This window comes from Flagellimonas rhodophyticola (genome assembly GCF_049332665.1).
Lineage (GTDB): Bacteria > Bacteroidota > Bacteroidia > Flavobacteriales > Flavobacteriaceae > Flagellimonas.
The window spans coordinates 1473476-1495565 of sequence record NZ_CP186326.1; the positions used below are offsets into that span (position 1 = coordinate 1473476).

20 protein-coding genes are annotated in these 22090 nt (G+C 38.3%); 8 read left to right on the plus strand and 12 right to left on the minus strand.

Translation table 11 applies throughout. The annotated features are described in order from the left end of the window. Positions 1-2: 2 nt before the first annotated feature. Both ACOKFG_RS06565 and ACOKFG_RS06570 read left to right on the plus strand, forming a co-directional pair. On the plus strand, positions 3-1001 hold the full coding sequence (locus ACOKFG_RS06565; protein WP_299488503.1) for a PorP/SprF family type IX secretion system membrane protein: 999 nt from the start codon (positions 3-5) through the stop codon (positions 999-1001). Position 1002: 1 nt separating this feature from the next. After that, entirely contained in the window at positions 1003-2940 is a 1938-nt protein-coding gene (locus tag ACOKFG_RS06570) for an OmpA family protein (RefSeq protein ID WP_298794171.1), read from the plus strand. Here the strand turns inward: ACOKFG_RS06570 and ACOKFG_RS06575 are convergent. Beyond that, complete coding sequence (locus ACOKFG_RS06575; RefSeq protein ID WP_298794173.1) at positions 2937-4193, minus strand: divalent metal cation transporter; 1257 nt, start codon at positions 4191-4193, stop codon at positions 2937-2939. The two genes, ACOKFG_RS06570 and ACOKFG_RS06575, sit on opposite strands and share 4 nt — an antisense overlap. 87 nt (positions 4194-4280) lie before the next feature. Here ACOKFG_RS06575 and ACOKFG_RS06580 point away from each other — a divergent pair, with 87 nt between their 5' ends. Next, positions 4281-5315: an alpha/beta fold hydrolase gene (locus ACOKFG_RS06580; RefSeq protein WP_298794175.1), complete on the plus strand. Its 1035-nt coding sequence runs from the start codon at positions 4281-4283 to the stop codon at positions 5313-5315. A 9-nt stretch (positions 5316-5324) separates the two neighbouring features. Here the strand turns inward: ACOKFG_RS06580 and ACOKFG_RS06585 are convergent, their stop codons facing one another. From ACOKFG_RS06585 to ACOKFG_RS06595, 3 genes are all read right to left on the minus strand, one after another. Beyond that, the gene (locus ACOKFG_RS06585; protein WP_298794177.1) at positions 5325-6173 is read right to left on the minus strand and encodes a nuclear transport factor 2 family protein; all 849 of its coding nucleotides are present in this window, start codon (positions 6171-6173) and stop codon (positions 5325-5327) included. 67 nt (positions 6174-6240) lie between these two features. Then, entirely contained in the window at positions 6241-7359 is a 1119-nt protein-coding gene (locus ACOKFG_RS06590) for a histidine kinase (protein ID WP_298794179.1), read from the minus strand. Continuing rightward, positions 7356-8228 (minus strand): LytR/AlgR family response regulator transcription factor, encoded by an 873-nt coding sequence (locus ACOKFG_RS06595; RefSeq protein ID WP_298794181.1) that lies wholly within the window; start codon positions 8226-8228, stop codon positions 7356-7358. Before ACOKFG_RS06595 ends, ACOKFG_RS06590 begins: the two co-directional genes overlap by 4 nt. A 113-nt stretch (positions 8229-8341) precedes the next feature. Here ACOKFG_RS06595 and ACOKFG_RS06600 point away from each other — a divergent pair, with 113 nt between their 5' ends. The 4 genes from ACOKFG_RS06600 (at position 8342) to ACOKFG_RS06615 (ending at position 15681) form a co-directional block, all read left to right on the plus strand. Next, the gene (locus tag ACOKFG_RS06600) at positions 8342-11581 is read left to right on the plus strand and encodes a SusC/RagA family TonB-linked outer membrane protein (protein ID WP_422862064.1); all 3240 of its coding nucleotides are present in this window, start codon (positions 8342-8344) and stop codon (positions 11579-11581) included. An 11-nt stretch (positions 11582-11592) separates the two neighbouring features. After that, the gene (locus ACOKFG_RS06605) at positions 11593-13302 is read left to right on the plus strand and encodes a SusD/RagB family nutrient-binding outer membrane lipoprotein (protein WP_299488489.1); all 1710 of its coding nucleotides are present in this window, start codon (positions 11593-11595) and stop codon (positions 13300-13302) included. A 12-nt stretch (positions 13303-13314) separates the two neighbouring features. After that, on the plus strand, positions 13315-14202 hold the full coding sequence (locus tag ACOKFG_RS06610; protein WP_299488487.1) for a hypothetical protein: 888 nt from the start codon (positions 13315-13317) through the stop codon (positions 14200-14202). Between the two features lie 276 nt (positions 14203-14478). Next, entirely contained in the window at positions 14479-15681 is a 1203-nt protein-coding gene (locus ACOKFG_RS06615; protein WP_298794189.1) for a DUF4249 domain-containing protein, read from the plus strand. A 61-nt stretch (positions 15682-15742) separates the two neighbouring features. On the opposite strand, the gene ACOKFG_RS06620 is transcribed toward ACOKFG_RS06615, so the two are convergent. The 4 genes from ACOKFG_RS06620 to ACOKFG_RS06635 form a co-directional block, all read right to left on the minus strand. Then, a complete protein-coding gene (locus tag ACOKFG_RS06620; protein WP_298794191.1) occupies positions 15743-16354 on the minus strand; it encodes a DinB family protein in 612 nt (203 codons plus the stop codon). Positions 16355-16362: 8 nt separating this feature from the next. Further along, positions 16363-16791: a VOC family protein gene (locus ACOKFG_RS06625; RefSeq protein WP_298794193.1), complete on the minus strand. Its 429-nt coding sequence runs from the start codon at positions 16789-16791 to the stop codon at positions 16363-16365. Positions 16792-16855: 64 nt separating this feature from the next. After that, on the minus strand, positions 16856-18124 hold the full coding sequence (locus ACOKFG_RS06630; protein WP_422862065.1) for an RNA polymerase sigma factor: 1269 nt from the start codon (positions 18122-18124) through the stop codon (positions 16856-16858). Beyond that, positions 18108-18464 (minus strand): YciI family protein, encoded by a 357-nt coding sequence (locus ACOKFG_RS06635; RefSeq protein ID WP_298794196.1) that lies wholly within the window; start codon positions 18462-18464, stop codon positions 18108-18110. The genes ACOKFG_RS06630 and ACOKFG_RS06635 overlap by 17 nt, the downstream gene beginning before the upstream one ends. A 137-nt stretch (positions 18465-18601) precedes the next feature. On the opposite strand from ACOKFG_RS06635, the gene ACOKFG_RS06640 reads away from it, so the two are divergent. Beyond that, positions 18602-18931 (plus strand): YciI family protein, encoded by a 330-nt coding sequence (locus ACOKFG_RS06640; RefSeq protein WP_299175155.1) that lies wholly within the window; start codon positions 18602-18604, stop codon positions 18929-18931. Between the two features lie 141 nt (positions 18932-19072). On the opposite strand, the gene ACOKFG_RS06645 is transcribed toward ACOKFG_RS06640, so the two are convergent. From ACOKFG_RS06645 to ACOKFG_RS06660, 4 genes are all read right to left on the minus strand, one after another. Further along, positions 19073-19564 carry a DinB family protein gene (locus tag ACOKFG_RS06645; RefSeq protein WP_422862066.1) on the minus strand — a complete coding sequence of 164 codons (492 nt, stop codon included), beginning with the start codon at positions 19562-19564 and terminating at the stop codon, positions 19073-19075. Between the two features lie 106 nt (positions 19565-19670). After that, positions 19671-20528 (minus strand): alpha/beta hydrolase, encoded by an 858-nt coding sequence (locus ACOKFG_RS06650; RefSeq protein WP_422862067.1) that lies wholly within the window; start codon positions 20526-20528, stop codon positions 19671-19673. Between the two features lie 36 nt (positions 20529-20564). Further along, entirely contained in the window at positions 20565-21488 is a 924-nt protein-coding gene (locus tag ACOKFG_RS06655; RefSeq protein ID WP_422862068.1) for a hypothetical protein, read from the minus strand. Between the two features lie 11 nt (positions 21489-21499). Further along, positions 21500-22081 (minus strand): hypothetical protein, encoded by a 582-nt coding sequence (locus ACOKFG_RS06660; RefSeq protein ID WP_422862069.1) that lies wholly within the window; start codon positions 22079-22081, stop codon positions 21500-21502. Between the last annotated feature and the right edge of the window lie 9 nt (positions 22082-22090).

Sequence of the window (22090 nt, forward strand, 5' to 3'; positions counted from 1 at the left end):
ATATGCCCAAAAAAATTGGTTTAGACTCATATAAGGGAGCAATATTGGTGCTATTAATGGTTCTTGGTTCAAGTATCCAAGCGCAGAAAGAGCCGCTGTACACTCAATATATGTATAACATTGGGAGTTTTAACCCGGCGTATGTTGGAACCGTTGAGAGTCCTGAAATTGCTGGTTTGTATAGAGCACAATGGGTAGATATTCCTGGAGCTCCAACTACAATTCGCTTTGGAGTAAATGTTCCATTCACAAATGAGAAAAGTGGATTGGGTCTGAATGTGGTTCAAGATGAACTAGGTCCTTCAAAACAAACCTATGCCAACCTCTCCTATTCGTATGAAGTAAACCTTTCTGATGACACCAAACTCTCTTTTGGAATGGTCGCTGGAGGTTCTTTTTTAAATTTGGATTATTCCGAGGGAACCTTTGTCAATCCATCAGACCCAACACTTGTTGGTGAAAATCAAAGCAATTTTTACCCTACCGTAGGTGCGGGGTTGTTTATGTACGGTGAAGAAGAATGGTATTTGGGGCTTTCCGTACCGAATTTCTTGACCAATGGACTTTACAATGACGAAGTTGCCACCATTGTTGAAGATAACATGCAGTTCAATGCCATAGGCGGATATGTTTTTCAGGTTTCCGATAGAACCAAATTCAAACCCGCTTTTCTAGTAAATTATTTATCAGGTTCGCCGGTCAATATAAATTTATCCGCTAACTTTCAATTTATAGATGCGCTTACCATAGGCGCATCTTATAGATTTGACAATGCAGTAAGCGGATTGGCAGGAATTCAAATTTCCAATACCATGTTCATTGGGTATACTTACGATTACAACACCAATGGGCTTGGAGAATACTCAGGAGGTAGTCATGAAGCCATATTGAAGTTTTATATAGGTCGTGAAGGGTCTGGAAACAGAGGTTCCAGAAATAAAAACAAAGGCAAAAACCAAAAGGGCAAACCCAAACAAATAGATTCCCCAAGATTCTTTTAATATGGTACAAACAAAAAAAATATCCCTTGCGCTATCTCTTTTCATTTTTGGTATGATGGCCGGTTTGTCTCAATCCAAAAAATCAAAGGGAGATACTTATTTTTTTCAGTACGATTACAGAAATGCCGTAGTAGCATATGAGTCTGATTTAGCTAATGGAGCTTTGACGGAGCAGCAATACCTTAATTTGGCCGATTCATATTTCAAAACCAATAATTTCGAAAAAGCGTCCAAGGCATACATTGAATTATATGAAAAGGATAAATTGGAGAGCAATCACCATTTGAATAAAATGTTGCAAAGCATTTCTAGGAGTTCAAAAAAAGAACGTAAGGATGCTTTTTTGACCACCATGTCTGCAAAGTTTCCTAAAGAATTTTTAGAAAACCTGGATTTTAATACACAGTTGTTGAATGGGGAAACGCTCGGAGGAAATTTGGATTTTCAGGTTTTTAACCTTACAAGTAATAGTTCACAGTTGGATTTTTCTCCAAGTTTTTATGATAACAAACTCTTGTTTTCAAGCGGAAGAATTTTAGATAAAAAGAAGAATGGACAAACTGGTTACCTCAATATCTATGAGGCCTCGGTACTACAAGACGGTCAAATCTCGTCCGCCGTTCCGTTTTCGGGAATAGCAGATTCTGATTTTCATAGAGCCACACCAAGTTATTCAAAGGAATTAAAGAGCATATTTTATGTAATGTCCAATACAGAAGATGGAGAAATGGCTTTTGATGAGAATGGCAAAAATGCCTTGGCCATTGCCATGCAACCACAAAGCGGAACATTAAGGTTGCTACTTAAGGATTTGAGTACCTCTTTCTATTATCCTTTCTATGATCACAAAAGCGGAAAACTCTATTTCTCAGCCGATTTTGAAGATGGTTATGGCGGTACCGATATCTATTTTGTCTATACCAATAATGGGCAAATCATGTCTGCCCCGATCAATCTAGGTCCGCGAATCAATTCCTCGGGTAATGAGATTGCTCCTTTCATTTTTGAAAACAGTTTTTATTTTTCATCAGATGTTTTTTACGGTCTTGGTGGTATGGATGTCTATAAGTCGAATATCGAAGGTGAAAGTTTTAGTATTCCCGTTAATTTAGGAATTGGAATCAATTCAAATGAAGATGATTTTGGACTGGTGATGCGAAACGAAGGTGATGGACTTTTGGGGTATTTTGCTTCAAATAGGGCAGGAGGAAAAGGACAGGATGATCTCTACGGTTTTAAGGTTGATAAAAAACCGGGATTAAGGACAATAGCTCTAAAAGGAAAAGTGGTGAAGTCAAGCAGGAAATCTGATGGAATTGAAAAAACTACTGTGCGTCTTTTGGGAGATGATGGCACCTTGTTTGCAGAAACTTTTTCCGATGAGGAGGGAAATTATCGATTGGAGATTCCCTGGAAAGAACATGTTGTTTTGGAAGCAGGGAAAGAACGATTTTCGACACTGAGTAAGCAACTGAGTCAGGAAGAATTGGAAGCATTGGGAAGCGACTCGTATAATATTGAATTGGCTTCATACAACGACTTGGTCGAAGAAAAGGAAGGTCAAATGGTTGTGAAAATGAAGAACTTCTTTTTCGGCAGAAGTTCTACCCAAATAACCCCAGAGATAGAAACAGAATTAGATAAGGCAATCGAATTTGTTAAAGCGTTTCCCGTGGTTCAATTACGTATAGAAACCTATACGGACAGCAGAGGAGGAAGCAGTACCAATTTCAGACTAACTCAAGGTCGCTCAGATGCTATAAAGGAATATTTGATAAAAAAAGGAGTCCCTTCAACCAATATCATCTATTCGATTGGATATGGTGAGGACAAAATCTTGAACAACTGCACAAACGGAGTCTATTGCTTGGAGATGCTGCACAAGCAAAATCAACGGTCACTGATTGTGGTGCTCAACGACAATGTACTTTTCAACTAGTTGGAGAGCAAAATCCAGCAATAATACAAAGCGAAAAGTGCAAGGAATATCATTCCGATATAAGTAAGCCATTGTAATCTCTTTTTCGGACGATATTCCATAGGCATATCATTACCCATTACAGTTTTTAAATTCATCCATCCGATTAGTGGAGCCATTACAAAGGAAACAAAGGTTGCAACGGCGACCAAATTACCCATATTGGCGCCAAAACCAACAATTACTATCCAATTGATAATGGCCATTAATATCACGGTAATGGGAAATGCCTGTTTACCGGAAAAGGAGGTTGTTTTTGGGAAGAGTTTCTGGAGAACGTCCAAGCTTACCCTAGATATGGCATCGTGGGCAGTCATACATGTGCTAAACATTGTGGCAAAAGCAGCCACAGCAATTAAGATATAGGCCCAGCTTCCAATATTAGTGGTGAATAGACTCACTACTTGGTCAGCAAAAACAATTGCACTACCACTTAATTCTGTGCCTGTTCCGTATAGCGTCATCCAACCAATGATCAAAAAGAAAATGGCTAAAAGTGCGGTCATAAAATAACCCAAACCAAATTCTTGCAGTGCTTCCTTGAGCGATGGCTTTTGTTTCATGGTCTTCATATTTTCTATGCTCCATAAACTTACCCAGCCCGAGGCTTCAACAGCAGTTGGCATCCATCCCATAAGGCTTATTAAAAACAAAATTCCAATTTCATTGAAAATTTCAGGTCTTTGATAAGTTTCCGCACCTGGCACACCACCCTTATTGAGAACAACAACGGTTGTAATGATCAGTGCGATAAACAGAATGGAGATTACAGCTTTCAGCGAATTTTCCAGGAAGCGATATTTTCCAACTATCAACAGAGCACCTATAAAAACAAACAAACAAAATGCTATCGTTCCTATGCCAACGGTGGTAATGTTAAATAGGTTCATGAACAAACCGGCAGTGACCACATATAGTGCTGCCAATAGGGTAAAAATGGAAACTATAGTCACCAGTGCATAGATCCACAGGTATTTTTTGCCCAGATTGAGGTAGCCCTGAATCAAACTTTTTTCGGTTACCGTTGTATATCGAATCCCAAATTCAAAAAAGGGATACTTTAGAATATTGGCCAAAATAATGGGCACTATCATAATCCAACCGTATTGGGCACCAGCTTTTGTTGATAGCACTAAATGAGAAGTTCCAATGGCCATGCTGGCAAATAACAATCCCGGGCCAAGGTTTTTAAGTAGAATTTTAAGTTTTGACATGAAAGCTAAAAGTACGTCTGTCTAAAATAGTATATTTATATAACTCCATAAAAATCGTTTTCGTCAAGTCTACTTAAGCCCATTTCCATGAGATTACTTCTAAAGATATTTAAAGGCCTTTTATTGATTGTTATCCTTATAGTCGTCACCTATTTGTTAGGTCCGAAAGTGGATGAGCCAAATTTGAATAAAGCTCTTCCTGAAGTTCCAGCTGATTTGGTTCAGTTGGAAAAGTGGATAAATCAAAAAGAAAGAGAAATACCCAATATCAAACCGGAAAATGAAGCACGAATTGTTTGGTTTGACAGTATTCCGACCAAAACCGAATATAGTCTAGTATATATCCATGGATGGTCTGCGAGCAGTAAAGAAGGAGACCCCATTCACAAGCAAACGGCAAGGCGCTATGGATGTAACCTCTACCTTCCGCGCTTGGCCGGGCATGGATTGAAGGAAAAAGAAGGCATGCTGGATTTAACCGCCGATGAGGTGTTGGATTCTGCAAAGGAAGCTATTGCCATTGCAAAACAATTAGGAAATAAAGTAATTATAATGGCGACCTCCACAGGTGGTACATTGGCACTTCACCTTGCTGGCAATGACCCTGATATTGCTGGATTATTGTTGTATTCACCAAATATTGAAATCTATGATCAAAGTGCTAAACTATTGGCCGGGCCTTGGGGAATTCAATTGGCGAAAGCTGTGAAGGATAGTGATTATTATGAGTTTGAAGCCACTGAGGAAAAGAAAAAATACTGGACTACCAAGTATCGGATGGAAGCGCTAACTCAACTACAAACGTTGGTTGATAATACGATGATTCCCGAAACATTTCAACAAGTAACACAACCCACTTTTTTGGGGTATTTCTTTAAAAATGATTCCATTCAGGATAATGTGGTTTCTGTGCCAGCCATGCTTGAAATGTATGATATGTTGGGAACCGCGCCGGATTTGAAAAGAAAAAAGGCCTTTCCTGAAACCGGTGATCATGTAATGACCTGCTCAATTACTTCTAAGGATTTGAAATCTGTACAAAAGGAAACTGAAAAGTTTCTGGAAGAGATTATTGGCTTAAGGCCAATGACAACTGATTTGTCAGTTGTGTCTCAAGAATAAGGCAAAGTATTAGCTACCTATCGTGGTTCGTTCTCCAGCGATTGTCCATTGCCCATTCATCTTAAAACAAATGAAAAAAGTAGTGGTGGATTCTTCTGTAAAATCGACCCTTACTATGGCCAATTTTCCATTATAAAGATCAGTCGAAACTAACTTTATAGGGTCAGATGGATAAGGGTTTGTCTTTAAATTTTTTAACCATGTTTTTTTATCGATAATACTATAGTTATTTTGATGATTCAATATTTTTTTGTCCCATGCAGAGTGTAGTAGTTGATTCAACATCTTTTGGTTCGAGTTTTGAACCGCTTCAAAATAGGAATGCAGAAGTTCATGAACATTGGAATACTCGTAGCCATTCCGTTGGGTGTTATCAAGGTCTATAGTGGCCCATAACTTATCCATAAGAATCCATTCACCATCCAATTTGTAGAGAAAAAAACTGGTGGCTCCCGTTTTATTCACTCTAACAAATGCAATGTTATCATTTGCCAGTCCAATTGATGCAAATTTTCTATCTTTTGCGTAACCATGATACGGACCATGATCAGCTACACGCTGTATAAATTTTTGTTTACTTTCTATATGAAGTGAACCTATATGTTGGGTTTCGGTATCTCTCATAAACCAGTCCGTATGAAAAACTTTATCCAAAAGGGTTGTGTTTGCTTTCTCCACTCCTTTGTAATAGTCTGCCATAACTTTATATATAGCTGATAGATCCTTGGAATTTTGGTCTAGGTTTTGAGGATTGAACAAAAAAGGAGACCGGGTTTGTTGTTTTTGCTCACTTTCAACTTGGGAAAAACCAATTAAAAAAGACAAAAACATGAAAATGGTATAATGCTTTTTTTTCATAATAATCCATGAATAAAGTTAGTATATCAAATTACGATTTAATTGGAGAGTGATAGACGTTTTTGATTCATAAAATCGGAAAATCTATTTGGGTGACCACTCCTTTATCATTATCTAAGTTTTTGAGTGCAAACAAGTAATCATTTCCATATTGCGCTTGGAACCTTTCCCTTAAAATCCTTAATCCATTACCGCTGAAACCCTTTTTATTTATACCCTTGAGATCTAAGGGAGTGCCATTGTTTATAACAGTTGAGGACAGATAATTTCCCTTTTGGGCAATGCAAATTTGAATGGATAAGTTTTTTCTGTGGAATCCGTACCCATGCTTTATTGAATTCTCTACAATAGGTTGAAGAAACATATTTGGCACTTTGATTTTACCTATATTTTCCTCAACTATAAAATTGACCTCCAAATCCTCATCAAACCGGATTTTTAATATTTGAATATAATTGTTCAGGTTTTGTAACTCGATCTCAAGATTAACAATAAGAGATTTTTTCTTATCAAAAGTATTTCTGAGCATGGCTCCTAAATGCGCAATCATATTTTGAGCCTTTTCTTGATTTTCATCAATGAGTGTGGATATGCTGTTTAGGGTATTGAATATGAAATGTGGTTGCAGTTGGGAATTTAAAGCAGATAACTTGGCCTCCATAAGCTGAGCTTCTAAAGTGAGCTTTATCGACTCCTCATCCCTTTTGCTTTTAAAATAATAGAACAACAGAATGATGCCTAGCATCGAGAAGTAAGTAAGAAAATTTAGGTCCATGTATTTAATGACCCTATCTAACAAAACCCGAAAATAACCTTCTTTAAAATGAATTTTATCTTGTAATCTATACGATAAAAACTGCAAGGGAAAAATGAAAAAATTTAAAAGGAAAGATAAAAGTAAGTGAAGGGGTAAAAGTTTAATTAATGTAATTCTATTGGTGCCGGACCATTTACCCATTGCATAAGCAACAACGGACATGAATAAGATTACTACAAACCAATCTATAATGATAGCGTCAAGGTAATCCGCTGGGTTTTGTACCTCTCCAAAGGTTGGAATATTATTTTTATATAGCCATATGAAGTTAAGGTGCTTAATGATTTTCCAGACGGTATAAAATATGGAAAGAATAAGCACCAGTTTGTAATATTCACTTTTGTTAAAAGCCAGATTCTTTTTTTTCATAGTCCTAGCTTTTGCATGGTTGCATTTCTATAAGATTTACTCACCCTGAACTTTCTGTTTTTGGGCATAATAACATCGATTTCGTAATAACTGGAAGCTTGGATTTCAATAATATAATCCCGATTTATAATTGTGGAGCGGTGTATGCGTATGAATTTGGTTTTGTCTAAGGATCTGAAAATATTTGTTAAGGAATCTCTAAGAACCACCTTTTTGTCTTTTTGATACAATTCAGAGTAACTACCGCTGGCTAAAAAGTAAAGTATGTCATTGGTGGGTACAAAAATGGTCTTGTTGCCAAGTTTTACCGGGATTTTGTCTAAAGGTTTTACGTTTAATCGTTCAATTTTTGAATCAATCTCCGTGATGATTTGGTTAAAGTGGATAGCATTATTCCGATACTTCAAAATCTTGAGATGTCCCTGTACCCGGTTTAGACACTCATAGAAGCGTACTTTGTTGAACGGTTTCAACAGAAAATCAAAAGCCTTAAAATCAAAAGCTCTAATGGCAAAGTCATCGTAGGCACTTATTAAGATTGGTAATGGAATCTTTGTTTGGTCAAGTTGCTTTAGAACATCAAAACCCGTCATATCTTTCATTTTAATATCCAAAAAAATGAAATCAGGATTTAGCGCATTGATTTTCTGAATAGCGCTCTCGCCATTGGAGCATTCATCCAAAAGTTTCACATTTTCCGCCTCGGCCAGCAATCTTCTCACCCTTTTTCTTGCAAGTGCCTCGTCATCGATAATTAAGCATGTAAAGTCCATACGTTCCACAAGAGCTCTATTAAAACTATCAAAAGTACTCATGATTTGAGATGCAAATCTACCCTTGTCATCTACATTATTGGTATATACGTCCATTCAGAATTGTTTTTACACCCTTTAAAACATAATGACAATCGTTCACCACAAAATGGGGACATCAGCCTATAAAAACAGATAATTTGGCGCCATAACTCAAATAAAATTAACTTATGAAGAAACGTTTGCTTATGGCATTACTACTGCTGTTGGCGGTAGTTATTAATGCCCAACAGAAGACTATTTCTGGTACGGTGGTAGACCAATCTGGGCTTACATTGCCTGGAGTCAACATCGTTATTGAAGGAACCTCAATTGGAACACAAACAGATTTTGATGGTAATTATATCATCCAAGCCAGTGAAGGCCAGGTATTGCTGTTCACTTACATTGGTCAAAAAGATGTGCGTGTCTCAGTGGGTACTTCGGATACCATAAATGTGACCATGAATGAGGATGCTCAAGCGCTCCAGGAAGTAGTAGTTACTGCCTTAGGAATTAAAAGGGAGAAACAAGCTCTGGGCTACGCGGTCACCGAAGTAGGAAATGAACAATTGGAATCCAGGCCTGAAGGAGACGTAGGAAGGGTTTTGCAAGGAAAAGCCTCTGGAGTTCAAATTTTGCAGCAAAATGGACTTTCCGGTTCAGGAACCAATGTGATAATTAGAGGCTATAGCACTTTCAGTTCTAGTAACCAGGCCCTGTTTATTGTAGATGGAGTTCCTTTTAGTACGGATACAAATGCTTCCGGTAGAATTGGGGACCGTGATGACTTTATCAATGGTAACAATGGTTCCAGTCGATTCTTGGACTTAGATCCAAACAATATCGAAAGCGTCAATGTCCTTAAAGGACTGGCTGCAGCTACGCTTTATGGTTCGCAAGGGAGGAACGGAGTAATTTTGATTACCACAAAATCCGGTTCAGCAGGGACAGGCCCGAAAAAGACGGAGATTACAGTCAATTCGTCATTCTTTTTTAATAAGGTTGCTTCAGTACCAGATTATCAAAATGAATATGGAAATGGTTTTGATCAAAACTTTGGTTGGTTTTTTAGTAACTGGGGTCCATCTTTTTCACGGGAAGGTGCTGCCGGTTGGGGAGCCCAATCTCAAATTGATGATAATGGAACATTAGCGCATCCGTATTCAACATCCACTGCTGCTATCCAAGCCGCTTTTCCGGAGTTTCAAGGGGCTCGTTACGAGTGGAGACCTTATGATAGTGTTAAGGATTTTTTCAGGACAGGAACTGTGACAAATACTTCTATTGGGGTAAGAGGTAGTTCTGAAGATGGGAAAATAGGCTACAATGTGAGTTTCGGCCATTTGAAAGATAATGGCTTTACTCCGAACAATGGTTTGACCCGAAACAATTTGTCCATTGGAGGAAAAGCTCAATTGTCCAATAAATTTACCGCGACAGGTACTCTTAATTTTTCGAGGACCAAATTTGTCACTCCCCCAGTTGCATATAGCTCAGGAAGTGGGGCGACAGGTACAGGTTCCTCAGTTTTTGGGGATATCTGGTTTACTCCAAGAAGCATCGATATCCAAGGGCTTCCTTATCAGGACCCACTTACCGGAGGAAGTGTTTATTACCGACAGGATAATACGATTCAACATCCACTTTGGACAGTTTTCAATGCGGAGTTCAACCAAGAAACCAATCGAGTTTTTGGACAAGCTTCATTGCAATATGACTTGACGGATAACTTGAATATTTTATACAGAGCTGGTATTGATATTTATTCGGAGAACAATGCCAATTTTCAAAACAAAGGAGGAATCAATAGTCAGAGTAATGATATCCGATTGGCTAGCGGTATTTACGAGACATGGAACAACACGAGTACCATTTGGGATCATAATTTAGCGCTAAATGGGAGTTTCGATATAACGGATAAAATTGGATCGACTTTTAACCTTGGAGCAACTTCCAGAAGAACGATTTTCGACCAAAATGGAGTAGCTAGTGATGGGCAGCAGGTTTTTGGGGTGCTTCGTCACTTCAATTTCCTCAATCAAAATGAGATTCAGACGTTTAGGGAGAGAAATCTTGTTGGTGTTTACGCACAGACGGACTTCGACTATGACAGCATGGTTTATCTAACTTTGGCTGCTCGAAACGACTGGGTTTCCAATTTTTCTAGAGATAACAGGTCTCAATTCTATCCAAGCGCCAGTGTATCCTTTATTCCGACAAAGGCTATAGATGGATTAAAATCAGAAAAGATTTTGAACTATTTAAAAATAAGGGCCGGTATTGGAGTTTCAGCGAATTTTGAAACCATTTCACCATATCCTATTGCCAATACATTGTTTTTGGATACACAGGACACTCAGGATAATACTGGAACCAATATTGTTTCCAATAGTACCGGCTCTCGCTTGGGTAATCCGAACTTGGAACCAGAAACATTGGAAGAGATTGAATTGGGAATTGAAAGTAGATGGTGGGATGGACGAATCACCCTAGAAGCTTCTATTTATAAAAGAAACACCAATAACCTGATTTTGGATAGACCATTAGACCCCGCAACTGGCTTTACAATTACTTCTACTAATATCGGTAAAATTGAATCAGAGGGTGTTGAGGCAGATTTAGGGGTCAATTGGATACGGTCAAAAGCCAATGATGGATTTTCATGGACTACTAATGTAAACTTTACGGCTTATGAAACCACCGTGGCTGATTTAGGGTTGGATACTGATCAGGTTGTTTTTAGTGGTTTTGGTAACCTTGGAAACGCCGCGATCGAGGGAGAATCCTTCGGAGTACTTTTTGGAACAAGGATTCTTCGTGATGATTCAGGAAACTTGGTGGTCGGCCAAGATGGAAACTATCTGCCGAATCCTACAGATGGAGTGATAGGTGACCCTAACCCAGATTGGGTGATGAACATGCGCAATACCATATCCTATAAGAATTTTAGCCTAGGTTTCCAATGGAATTATACCCAAGGTGGAGATATTTATTCGCAAACCATTTCTACATTATTGGGAAGAGGTTTGATTCCAGAAACACTTAATAGAGAAGATACTTATATTTTGGAAGGAGTGGATGTCAACGGTAGCCCAAACCGAGTGCAGCTAAACAACTCGCAGTATTTCTTCAATAATTTACTGTTTGGACAGAGTGAGGCACAGGTTTATGATGCTACGGCAATCCGTTTGCAAGAAGCCTCGTTAAGTTATGCTCTCCCGAAAAAATTCTTGGATAAAACCCCATTCGGACAACTCGTCTTTACACTATCAGGACAAAACCTTTGGTTTAGAGCTGTTAATACGCCTAAAGGAGCTAATCTGGACCCCAATACGTCGGGTACCGGTGTTGGTAATGGCTTTGGTTTTGATTTTATCAACGGACCCAGTTCTAGGAGATATGGATTTAGTATTAAAGCATCATTCTAAAAAAAAGAAGCATGAAATTATATAGAAATATACTAGGAGCCTTGATGTCGGGAATTTTGATGCTGTCATCATGCGAAACAACAGATTTAGATTTAACCAATAACCCCAACGATCTTGTTCCAGAACAAGCAAATGTCGACTTTTTTATTAACTCAATCCAAGAGGATTTTGTGCGACAATTTGAGGGGGATGCGGACAATGACATAAATGATAATTGGGACTCAGGAGGTAACACCGATGGAGACGGATTAAACGAACTAGGTATGGAAATTACCAGAATCGTAAATATGAATGGAAGGAATTATGCCAGTGTATATCAAGCCAGTGATGTAGATGATGAATGGGACAATTGTTACAGGGGTATAATAGCGGATATTAGAGCAATGACCCCATTGGCCGAGGAGTCTGGGCAAATTCATCATATAGGTATTGCCCAATTCATTGAAGCGTACCTCATGATTACGATGGTAGACTTTTTCGGGGACGTACCTTATTCTGAAATTATTCAAGCCAGGGAAGGGATTTTTAACCCGGGATTGGATGCCGGAGCAGATGTCTACGATGCCGCGTTGAGTCTTATCGATGAAGCGATTGCAAGCTTTAATGCTGATGCTTTGAACGATCCCGATGTGGATTTTTATTATGGAAATGACTATGATAAATGGATAACAGCAGCGAACACTTTGAAGATGAAAATCTATTTACAACGTAGGTTGGTTGATTCGAATGCAATTACTTCCTTTAATAGTATAATTTCAGGAGGCAACTACATTCAGGACACTGCAGATGATTTCCAATGGAACTGGCCAGGGACCAATGCTTCTCAACCCGATGTAAGGCATCCAAGATATGGACTTAACTATACTGCGGGAGGTGCAAATGAATATATGTCCACATGGTTGATGAACCTTTTGGATACAACGAATGATCCTAGGACTCGATACTACTTTTATAGGCAAAACACTAATGTGCCGGGAGCGGAAATTTCGCCAGATGAAGAACTTTTGAGCTGTTCATTGGAAAGCCCACCACAACATTACATAGATGGTAATTTCACATTCTGCTGGTTGGATAATGGCTATTGGGGCCGTGATCATGGTGATACTGATGGTATTCCACCAGATGGGTTAAGGAGAGCTGTTTACGGTTCTTATCCAGTTGGTGGTAGGTTTGATGACGACTCCTTTGAGGCTGTCTCCGCAACTGCCGGTTCTGGAGGAAATGGGATTACTAATTTGCTGACTGCTTTTGGTGTGGATTTCATGAGAGCGGAGATAGCAATGGTTAATGGAGATGAAACTGCCGCGGAAGGATTTTTATTAGCTGCTTTTGATAAATCTGTGGCTAAAGTGCAAAACTTTCTTGTAGGAAGGGAGGCGGGAGCCGACACTTCCTTTGAGCCATCACCGGCAGATATCACTGCGTACCGTGGTGCTTTGCAAAGCAATTTTCAGAACGCGGATACCGAGGGGAAATGGGATATTTTGGGAGAGCAGTTTTTTATTGCCCATTTCGGAAATGGTGTGGAAACTTATAATTTTTATCGAAGAACCGGGTATCCAACTACACTTCAGCCCAATCTTGAGCCCGATCCTGGAAGTGTAATACGTTCCTTATACTATCCTTCCGACGCTGTGAACAACAATTCTAGTATAAGTCAGAAAGCAAGCCATACAGAACCAGTGTTCTGGGATACTAACAATTCTCCGATAGCTAACTAAAAAGTACTTACAATGAAAAACAATTTATTTAAACTAAAATTACAGCTAAGTCTAGTGATCCTAGCATTGGTGACAGTTTCATGTAGTGAGGATGACAAGTTAAGTCTGAAAATTCAGGAGACAGTGGAACGCGGAGCCGTTATCCGGACAATATCATTTGAAAGTACAAGCTTTAACGTATTTGATCCAGAGTCTATTTTTGCAATGACCATTGAAGAACAGGATTTGGAAGATGGGGATCTTTTTCGAGATGTGGAAATCTATTTGGATTTTGTGGATAATACCGAATCCAATGGAATCACCACTTCGCAAGAGCAACTACTTATGAGTTTGCAAGCTTCTGATTTCAGTCCTGGGCCAAACGGTCTTCCTAGAACTAGCTTTTCCATTACGTTGAGTGAAGCCTTGAGCACTATTGGTGTGACTAATACACCAGCAAATGTTACCGGAGGAGATGAAATAAATGTCAGATTGGTTTTGAATCTGACTGATGGACGGTCTTTTACCGATATAAATGCATCAGGAAATGTATCTGGGGGATCTTTCTTTTCTTCTCCATATGCGTATAGGGCAGGTATTAAATGCATTCCTGTCACTCCTTTTACTGGCGATTATACCTTAGATATGGATGATAGTTTTGGAGATGGCTGGGATGGAGCATTTATTACAGTGACTATAGATGGGTCTAGCACTGATTATACAGTATCCGTTGCTGATGGAACAGCATCTTCCTTTGTAATCAATGTGCCTGGCGGTACCTCCGAACTTCTTTGGGAATATACGCCGGGAAATTTTGAAGAAGAACACACCTATGAGTTGATTGCACCCAATGGGTCTGTCGCCGCTGCTGGCGGCCCTGGCCCAACTCCAGGTGAAATTGTACTGAATATCTGTGAATAACCAACCTTTTTTGGGTTTAGAGTTTTCTAAGAACCGCTCCTTTGGGAGCGGTTTTTTTTATTTGTGAAAACCAGGTGAAACTATTAAATATAATAGACTTTTTATACGTCCGTTCGCAACAAAACCATGGTCGTTCAAAACAATTCTTCGTGGCCTGGACATTTCCTTGTCTATTTTTAAACATATAATCTATAGAGAAAGTTTTGTTCTCGTTTAAGATTAATGAATTAGCTAGAATAAAGGCCGGGATACCGGCCTTTATCATTCCTCTTTTTTATGCGTATCAAAGTCGTTGTTAAATGGTTTTATCTTAAGGTATTATTACTTGGTATAGGGACTATCTCAAGTTGTATTGAAGAAATTAGTCCAGCATTTGTTGATTTTGAGGACTTATTGGTTGTGCAAGCAACGCTTACTGATAAATTGAAACACCAAAATATTTACCTCTCCCGAACCTTTGAATTTGAAGGAGGGTTAAACCCTCTTGCCGGTGCGGAAATTTCCTTATGTAACAGTGAAGGCCATAAGTTCAAATTTATTGACATGCAGAATGGCATTTATACCTCCGAGAATGAATTTGCGGCTAAAGAAGGGGTAGAATACCAACTTTTAATAACAACTCAAAATGGGTCGATATATGAATCTAGCAAGGAAGTATTGCCCGAACGAAACCCATTGGATAGTGTTTCGATAAAAGTGATTACTAATGATTTGGGAGAAGAAGGAGTGGCTATCCTTGCAAACAGTTTTGACGCAGATGGATCACCAAAGAATTATCGATATGAGTATGAAGAGACCTATAAAATTATTGCTCCAAAATGGAGGCCCAAAACCTTAGTTCCTATTGAAGGTACTCGCTGTGCCATGGAGGAGTCCCCTGACACTGAATATAAGGAGGTTTGTTTCAAACAAAATAAATCTGTCAATATTCTACAGACTTCAACAAAAGATTTGTCTGAAGATCGTGTAGACCAATTTATGGTTAGGTTTATTCCAACCGACAACTACATTATTTCGCATCGTTATAGCATTCTTGTAAGGCAGTATGTGCAGTCAGACCAGAGCTTTAATTTTTACAAAGTTTTAAATGAACTTTCGAGCAGCGAGTCAGTGTTTTCAGAAAACCAACCAGGATTTATTCAGGGAAACATAGCCAACACATATGACAGAAGCGAAAAGGTAATAGGTTTCTTCGATATAAACTCGGAATCAGAAAAGCGTGTTTTTTTTAATTACTCAGATTTATTTCCAGATAGAGGTTTACCCCAGTATGTAGATCGTTGTGTGGAGATTGCTCCACCATTTGCTAGTTCTTCTGAAGGTTGTGTCCTTAGAGTATTCATGGAGGAAGGACTTGTAAGCTATGTGACAAAAAACGATGGTGATATTGATGGTGGGCCTTTTGTTGTGGTACCTATAGTATGTGGAGATTGCCGAGAACTTGGTTCAGAAGAAGTCCCTGAGTTTTGGGTAGAATAATATCTAGGTTAACATAAAAAAACCGCTCTTATAGAGCGGTCTTAGAAAAGAAACTACCTAATTATTTGGCTTTCTTATCAGGTTTTAGTTCGTTTAATACTTCTTGTATTTGCATTACATGACGATAAGAATGAGCCGCTGCGATAATAAATTGCTGATAGGCATCCGCTTCCCCATAGGGGTAAGGCCCAAACAGATGGCGAAGATCAGCCTCGGTGTTTTCCAATAGTGCGATTAAATCCATTCGCGTGCTTTTGATTTCCTGTAAAAAATCATCTTTACTTTTATGTTTATTTTTTTGCATTGGCTTAAAAGGCTTCGGAGTATCTACCTTTCTGGTTCTATCAGTGATTTGGGTAATGATCAAACCATCTTCTGAACTTAGGTCTTTATTTGTGTCCAAAGCGTTGCCATTAATAATTTTTTTGATTTCCATAATAAGTACGGGCTCTACCAATGTGAGGTGTTCTAGGTTATTCATGACGGACCAACCTCCGCTTTTTGGAGTATAGTTCAAGTCGGTATCCTGTAGGGAAGAAACGGTTTTTTCAAGCTCTTCCCATGTCCGATGGAGAAGGTCTAAAGCCAATGTTTTGTCCAATGCCTTGTCTTGGGCGGTTAATACATTGCTCGTTCCCATAGTTACTAAAAGAATTAAAAGTGTTTTTTTCATATTGATATTTATTTATATAGTATTTCTCCCATCCGGAAAATCTGTCCACCGGGAGCTTGAAAATAGATTTCATTTTTTTCTACTTTATCACGAATAATTTTTACTCCTGATTGTCTGACGCGCTCGGCAACATTTTTAAAATCCGCAGTGTGAATTCGAATCCAAAGACCCTCATGGAAATCTGCAATTGAAGGGACATTTTCCTTTAAATAAATGATGTTTATTCGAAAACCATTTGAAAATTCCACGTAATCCCTTGGTACGGGAGATTTAGGGGTAATCAATTTCATGCCTAACACATCTTTGTAAAATTTGCGGACTTCCAAGGTATCTTTAACATGATGGTTAACTTTCAGATTTCCAAGATGAACCTCCTGTTTTTGAGAAAATGTGACAACAGTAAAGACCATTGCCATACATAAGAAAATAGATTTCATTGTAGAGTTTACAATGAAGACATACCTAAGGCGTAAATGGGGACGAAATCCGGAAAATATCTTTTTAAGAATTTAATTTTGACTCCATTTCAAGCCTTTTCTTTAACAATAAGTTCTTTTCCTGGATTGACCCTGTTAACCGTAAGGCAGTATCTAGTGCCTGAATTGACTGAGCATACTTCTTCTGAGCTCCAAACAGTTCACCTAAAGTTGCATGCAACAAATAGTAGGATTGTAAATGTGGATGCTCTTTTAACAGCTGTAGTTCATTTATGGATTCTGTGGTTCTACCCAACATGTTTTTTACGATTGCAATATTGAGCAGAATTATCGGTGAGGGCTTGAGTTTATACAACTGCTTATATTGCTGTAAAATAAAGGTCCAACGGGTTTTTTCAAAGTTTGGAGCAGTGCAATGTTCTGCGGCAATAGCTGCCTCAAAATGATATACGGTTATCACATTGCCGGTGGATGCTTGGGACAAATGGTATATTCCAGATTTGATGAGGTCCTGATTCCAAAGGTTTCGGTCTTGGTTCTTGAACAATACAATAGCTCCCTTGTCGTCAATTCTGCTTTCAAATCGTGCTGAATGAAAGCACATGAGCGCGAACAACGCATGTGTTCTTGAATGATCATGGAAATGGTCTAAGAGTAATTTAACCAAGCGCATTGCCTCAAAGCAAATATCTTTTCGAATCACATTTTCATGACTGGAGGAATTATAGCCTTTATTGAAAAGAATGTAAAGTATATTGCAGATAGTGCCGATTTGCCCTTTTAAGGATTCTGCGCTGGAATCTGCTGCCTTCAAGTCCTGTTCGCGGATGGTTTTTTTGGCTCTAAACAATCGTTTTTTGACTGTTTCTGGCTTCATCAGTAGCGCTTGTGAAAGTTCCTTTCTGCTGAATCCACATAAACAACTCAAAATAAAAAGAATCTTACTTTCAATGGGAAGGCTAAGATTGCAACAGAGAAGAATAATACGTAGCATATTGTCTTCAATCTCCCTATTTAAGAAGATTTGATCTTCGCTTGCTGAAAATTCTGCGACCAGCTGGGCAAGCTCGATTTCGGAATTTTTTTGTTGCTTCTTTACAAGATTATAAGCCTTGTTTCTGGCTACCACAAAAATCCAAGCTTCAGGATTTTCAGGGATACCATCAAATGCCCATTTTTGAAAGGCGGTGAAAAGTGTTTCTTGAACAACATCTTCCGCATTCTCCAAGAAACCCAATCCGAATTTCGAAGTGAGGTATGAGACCATTTTACCATACTGAGTACGAAAAAGAGTCTCAATAACAAGCTTTACCTGTTCATTTTGGGAATTCATGTTCATTTGGACCTGTGTACATTGGCCTTATCGAAATTTGGAACTCATCACTTAAAGGACAACTTTGAGCAATTTTGGTGGCCATGTCAAGGTCATTGGCTTTGATAAGAATATATCCGCCAATAATTTCCTTGGGTTCCAAAAAGGGGCCATCACTTACTACGGTATCTTTGTCCACCAGAAAATTTCCGCTATTGTCCAACCGGTGACCTTTGACGAAATTACCCTTTTCTACAAGACCGTTCATCCAATTAAAATAACGATCAAGATGCTTTTTGAGCATTTCGGGAGACTCATCTTTATAACCACTTCCATGAATAAGTAAAAGAAATTCTTGCATGTTCTTCGTTTTAGTTGATGATTAATCGGTTTTGATATACTTTATAAAAACAACAATCATCCCATAAAGGGGACAGAAAATGTCCCCTTTTTTTATTTGGAACTGTTCTTAAAACAAAACCAATATAAACAGAACTTATGGAATTTATTTTAATTGTAAAAAGTAAAGGTGTGGAACCAACACGTCAAGACATGCAGGTATTGTTACAAAACTATGGACCTTGGATGCAGAAGTATTCCGAAACTGGTAATTATTTAGCTGGAAGTCCTTTCCAAAAGGATGGAGCTCTTTTAAAAGGTGAAAATAAAGTGCATATGGAAGGTGACTTTCTAGAAGGTGTTAATTTACTGACAGGATATATTCACCTTGAAGCGGAAAATTTGGAACGGGCCATTAAGATTTCCAAGGAATGCCCGTTACTTGATTTCAATGATATTACCATAATGCCCATTTTGGAAATGAAATAGTAATATGTTTTTGGTAGGGCTGACCATTTCCATTTTGGTTGGCAGGGTTGAAATCAAATTATGACTGGTTTTAATTCTTGGAAGGGAAGTTTCTAAGATAGAAATGAAGATGATACAATTCCTTGTAGCTCACCTTTGTATTTATGGTTTTTCCCTTAAATATTTTATTATTATTCCAAGCTGCCCCAGGTGATAAAGGTCATGGTGCAGCATTCCATAAAGCACAAAACTATATGGATAATCACCTTTAAAATCGGTGTCGTAGTAAAGTTCATTTAAGAATTGATCATCTTTTGATTTTAATAAATCAATCAATTCCGTTAGTGATTTATCGTATTCTGATTTAAGATGCTGCCACCCCAAAGGCTTAAGTTTGTCGTTAGATAACCAATTTTCTTCGCAATCATCAGTTTTACTGCCTTGCCCTGTTTGAATCTTCAAAATAGTTTCTTTTCGCCATAACGTGAGATGGGAAATAATTTCTGCAATACTGTGAAGACCTTCTATCGGTCTTGTGAAAACCAAACTTTCATCAACTTGATTCAATTTACTAGTAAACGTGCTGCCTATCCATAGTTTACTATTCTGAACATCCTGATATTGCTTGATAATATTTTCAATTAGATATCTCATACTGATAATGTTGCTGTGCGACCTGCACTTAGGTGTTTTAAGTTAGCAATTTTCATCTGAGTGGTTAACAACTGATACAATAGATTTTGTCTTCAGCAAGTTGCTGCTAACCAAGTTTGTTTCTCACAATATGTTTGGAGATGGCTTTTTCCAATTCAGTATATGCTGTTTGTATCAACCAATGTCCTGAATCCAACTCAATGAATTCGTAGTCCTTTTTCATAAACCCATGACCTTCATTAACGGAATGGGAGCCAACCGCGATATCCTTGTTTCCCCAGATAAAAAGAGTTGGAACGTTTATGTCTCCCAATATTTGACCCTTTGCCGCTTGTTTTAAAAGTTTGTAATTACTGCGATAATAATTTAAAGAGGCGGTCAGTTGATTTGGGTTGCCAAAAACCTTCAAGTAATCATCTATTTCAACTGGTTCACAATTTTTCCACAACTTTCGAAGAATTTTAAAATCATCTTTTCTGAGCCCCTTTTCAGGGAGATATGGCAATTGAAAGTTTTTTACATATTGACTCATCTTAATTTGTTCCTCGTTGGTCATCATCGCTTTCCCGAATGCCTGAGGATGTGGAACTGAAATACCTGTCCAGCTCAGAATTTTATCTTGATGGTCATGGACTAATTTCCAACCTATCAACGCTCCCCAGTCATGCCCAATAAGATGAAATTTAGGCTTATTCAGAAATTTTGAAATATCAATGACGTCCCTAACCAATTTATCCAGACTGTAGTGTTTTTTACCTTTAGGGCATGCATTTTCACTATACCCCCTCATATTAGGAGCAACACAGTAATATCCCTTTCCTGCTAAACTGGACATCAGTTTTTTCCACATATGCGAAGTTTCCGGCCAACCGTGCAATAAAATCACGAGAGCGTTTTCTTCATTACCCTCTTTACGGCAATCGAAGATTAACTCGTCAATCTTTATTTGAATTATTTTTTCCATGAATAAGAATCAATGTGAGCAGTTTTAATATCTACGTTAACGGTTTTTGGTGTCAGGCCATTCCTCCATGGTACAAACGGTTATATAAAATTCGTTTGTTTTTCTATTTCCTCGTGGGATGTAAATAGTCTTATTGGCCCTATCAAACTCCAAATCACCAAAATATGCAGCATCTTCCAATATTTTGGTCACCTGCATTTGCTTATTTATATGGTAAAACCCACTATTTTCAACAGTCGTAACAAAAAAGCCGTCGTTACCATCTGGAATTAATCCATCAAAATCTTTAATGGATGGATTTAATTGAATGGAATCAATGCGCCTTGAATCGGAATCTATTGTACTCATGTCCAAACCTGCTACAATTACTTCTTTATTGGTTGCGACCAGACCGTTTGCCCATTTAAGTCTTTCTTCGTCTTTGGCCCATAATCTTAGCTCCCCTTCCTCTAGCGTAAAAATAGAATGAACAAATGAGGCGGAAACATAAACCTCGCCCTTGTCATTGATTGCAACATCGTTTAGCCCGGAATTGGCCACAGGCTCCAAAAATCGCTCAACGACAGTTCCTTTTTTTGTATTAATGACAATCAAAGTGTTTACATCCGCAACGTATAGCAAAGAATCACGGATTGCCATTCCGGTAGGTCTATTGAGGCCTTCAATCCATTTCAATTCCTGTAGCGTTCCATCTTTTGAAATTTTGGAAATAAATCCGTCTGTTCCCAAACCATAGTTTTCTCCATTAGAGGCATAGAATACTTGGTTCGATGCATCGTGAACAATACTTTCAACATTAAGCAAACCTTGGTTTTTCACCCAGTCGGTTGTTGAAGTGATACGCCAACTACTTTTTAAAGCAGTATCCTGAGCAGATGATGGATGTTTGCCCTTTTTGTTTTGCTTGCCACAGCTAACACATAAGGAAAGTAACAAAATTGTTAGGACGGTTATTCTCATTTGGATTGCTGTTATGGTTTGTCTTCTCTATTCTGATATAATCGGATGATTTCCATATACTTTTGAGCACCTGCCTCTGTTTGGTCATAGATAAATCCTTTTAAATCAGGATGATTTTCATCAACCCAACTCAAAAGCTCGCCTCTGTTTTTGGAAAATACTGAATCATTGAAAACTTCATACTTGGTAGTTTCAACACTGATTATTTTATCAGCATCAAACCGGATGACTTGATTGGTAACGATGGGCCCTTCGTGAAGAAAAAGGATTCTTTTGTCCACTTTTGAAATCTTAGCTTTTACAACTTCCTCTTCTTGCCCAATCTGAAGAACTTCATAGGTCGGTTCAAAGATGGCATCCCATTTCAGCCATTCAACGTATTCTTTCTTTGTAAATATCTGTTCATAATCGTATTCAGTTTCTTTGGTATGCAAGCTATCGGTCAACAAGCTGGCTATTTTAGAAGTATCGGAAGTGTCAAGGGCCTCATAGTACCTTTTTGCAATTTTAAGTTCATCAATTTCCTCTTCGGAATTTTTACAGGATGTAAATCCGATTGCGAAAAGCGATAAGAGCAGTACGATTTTATTCATTGGTATTCG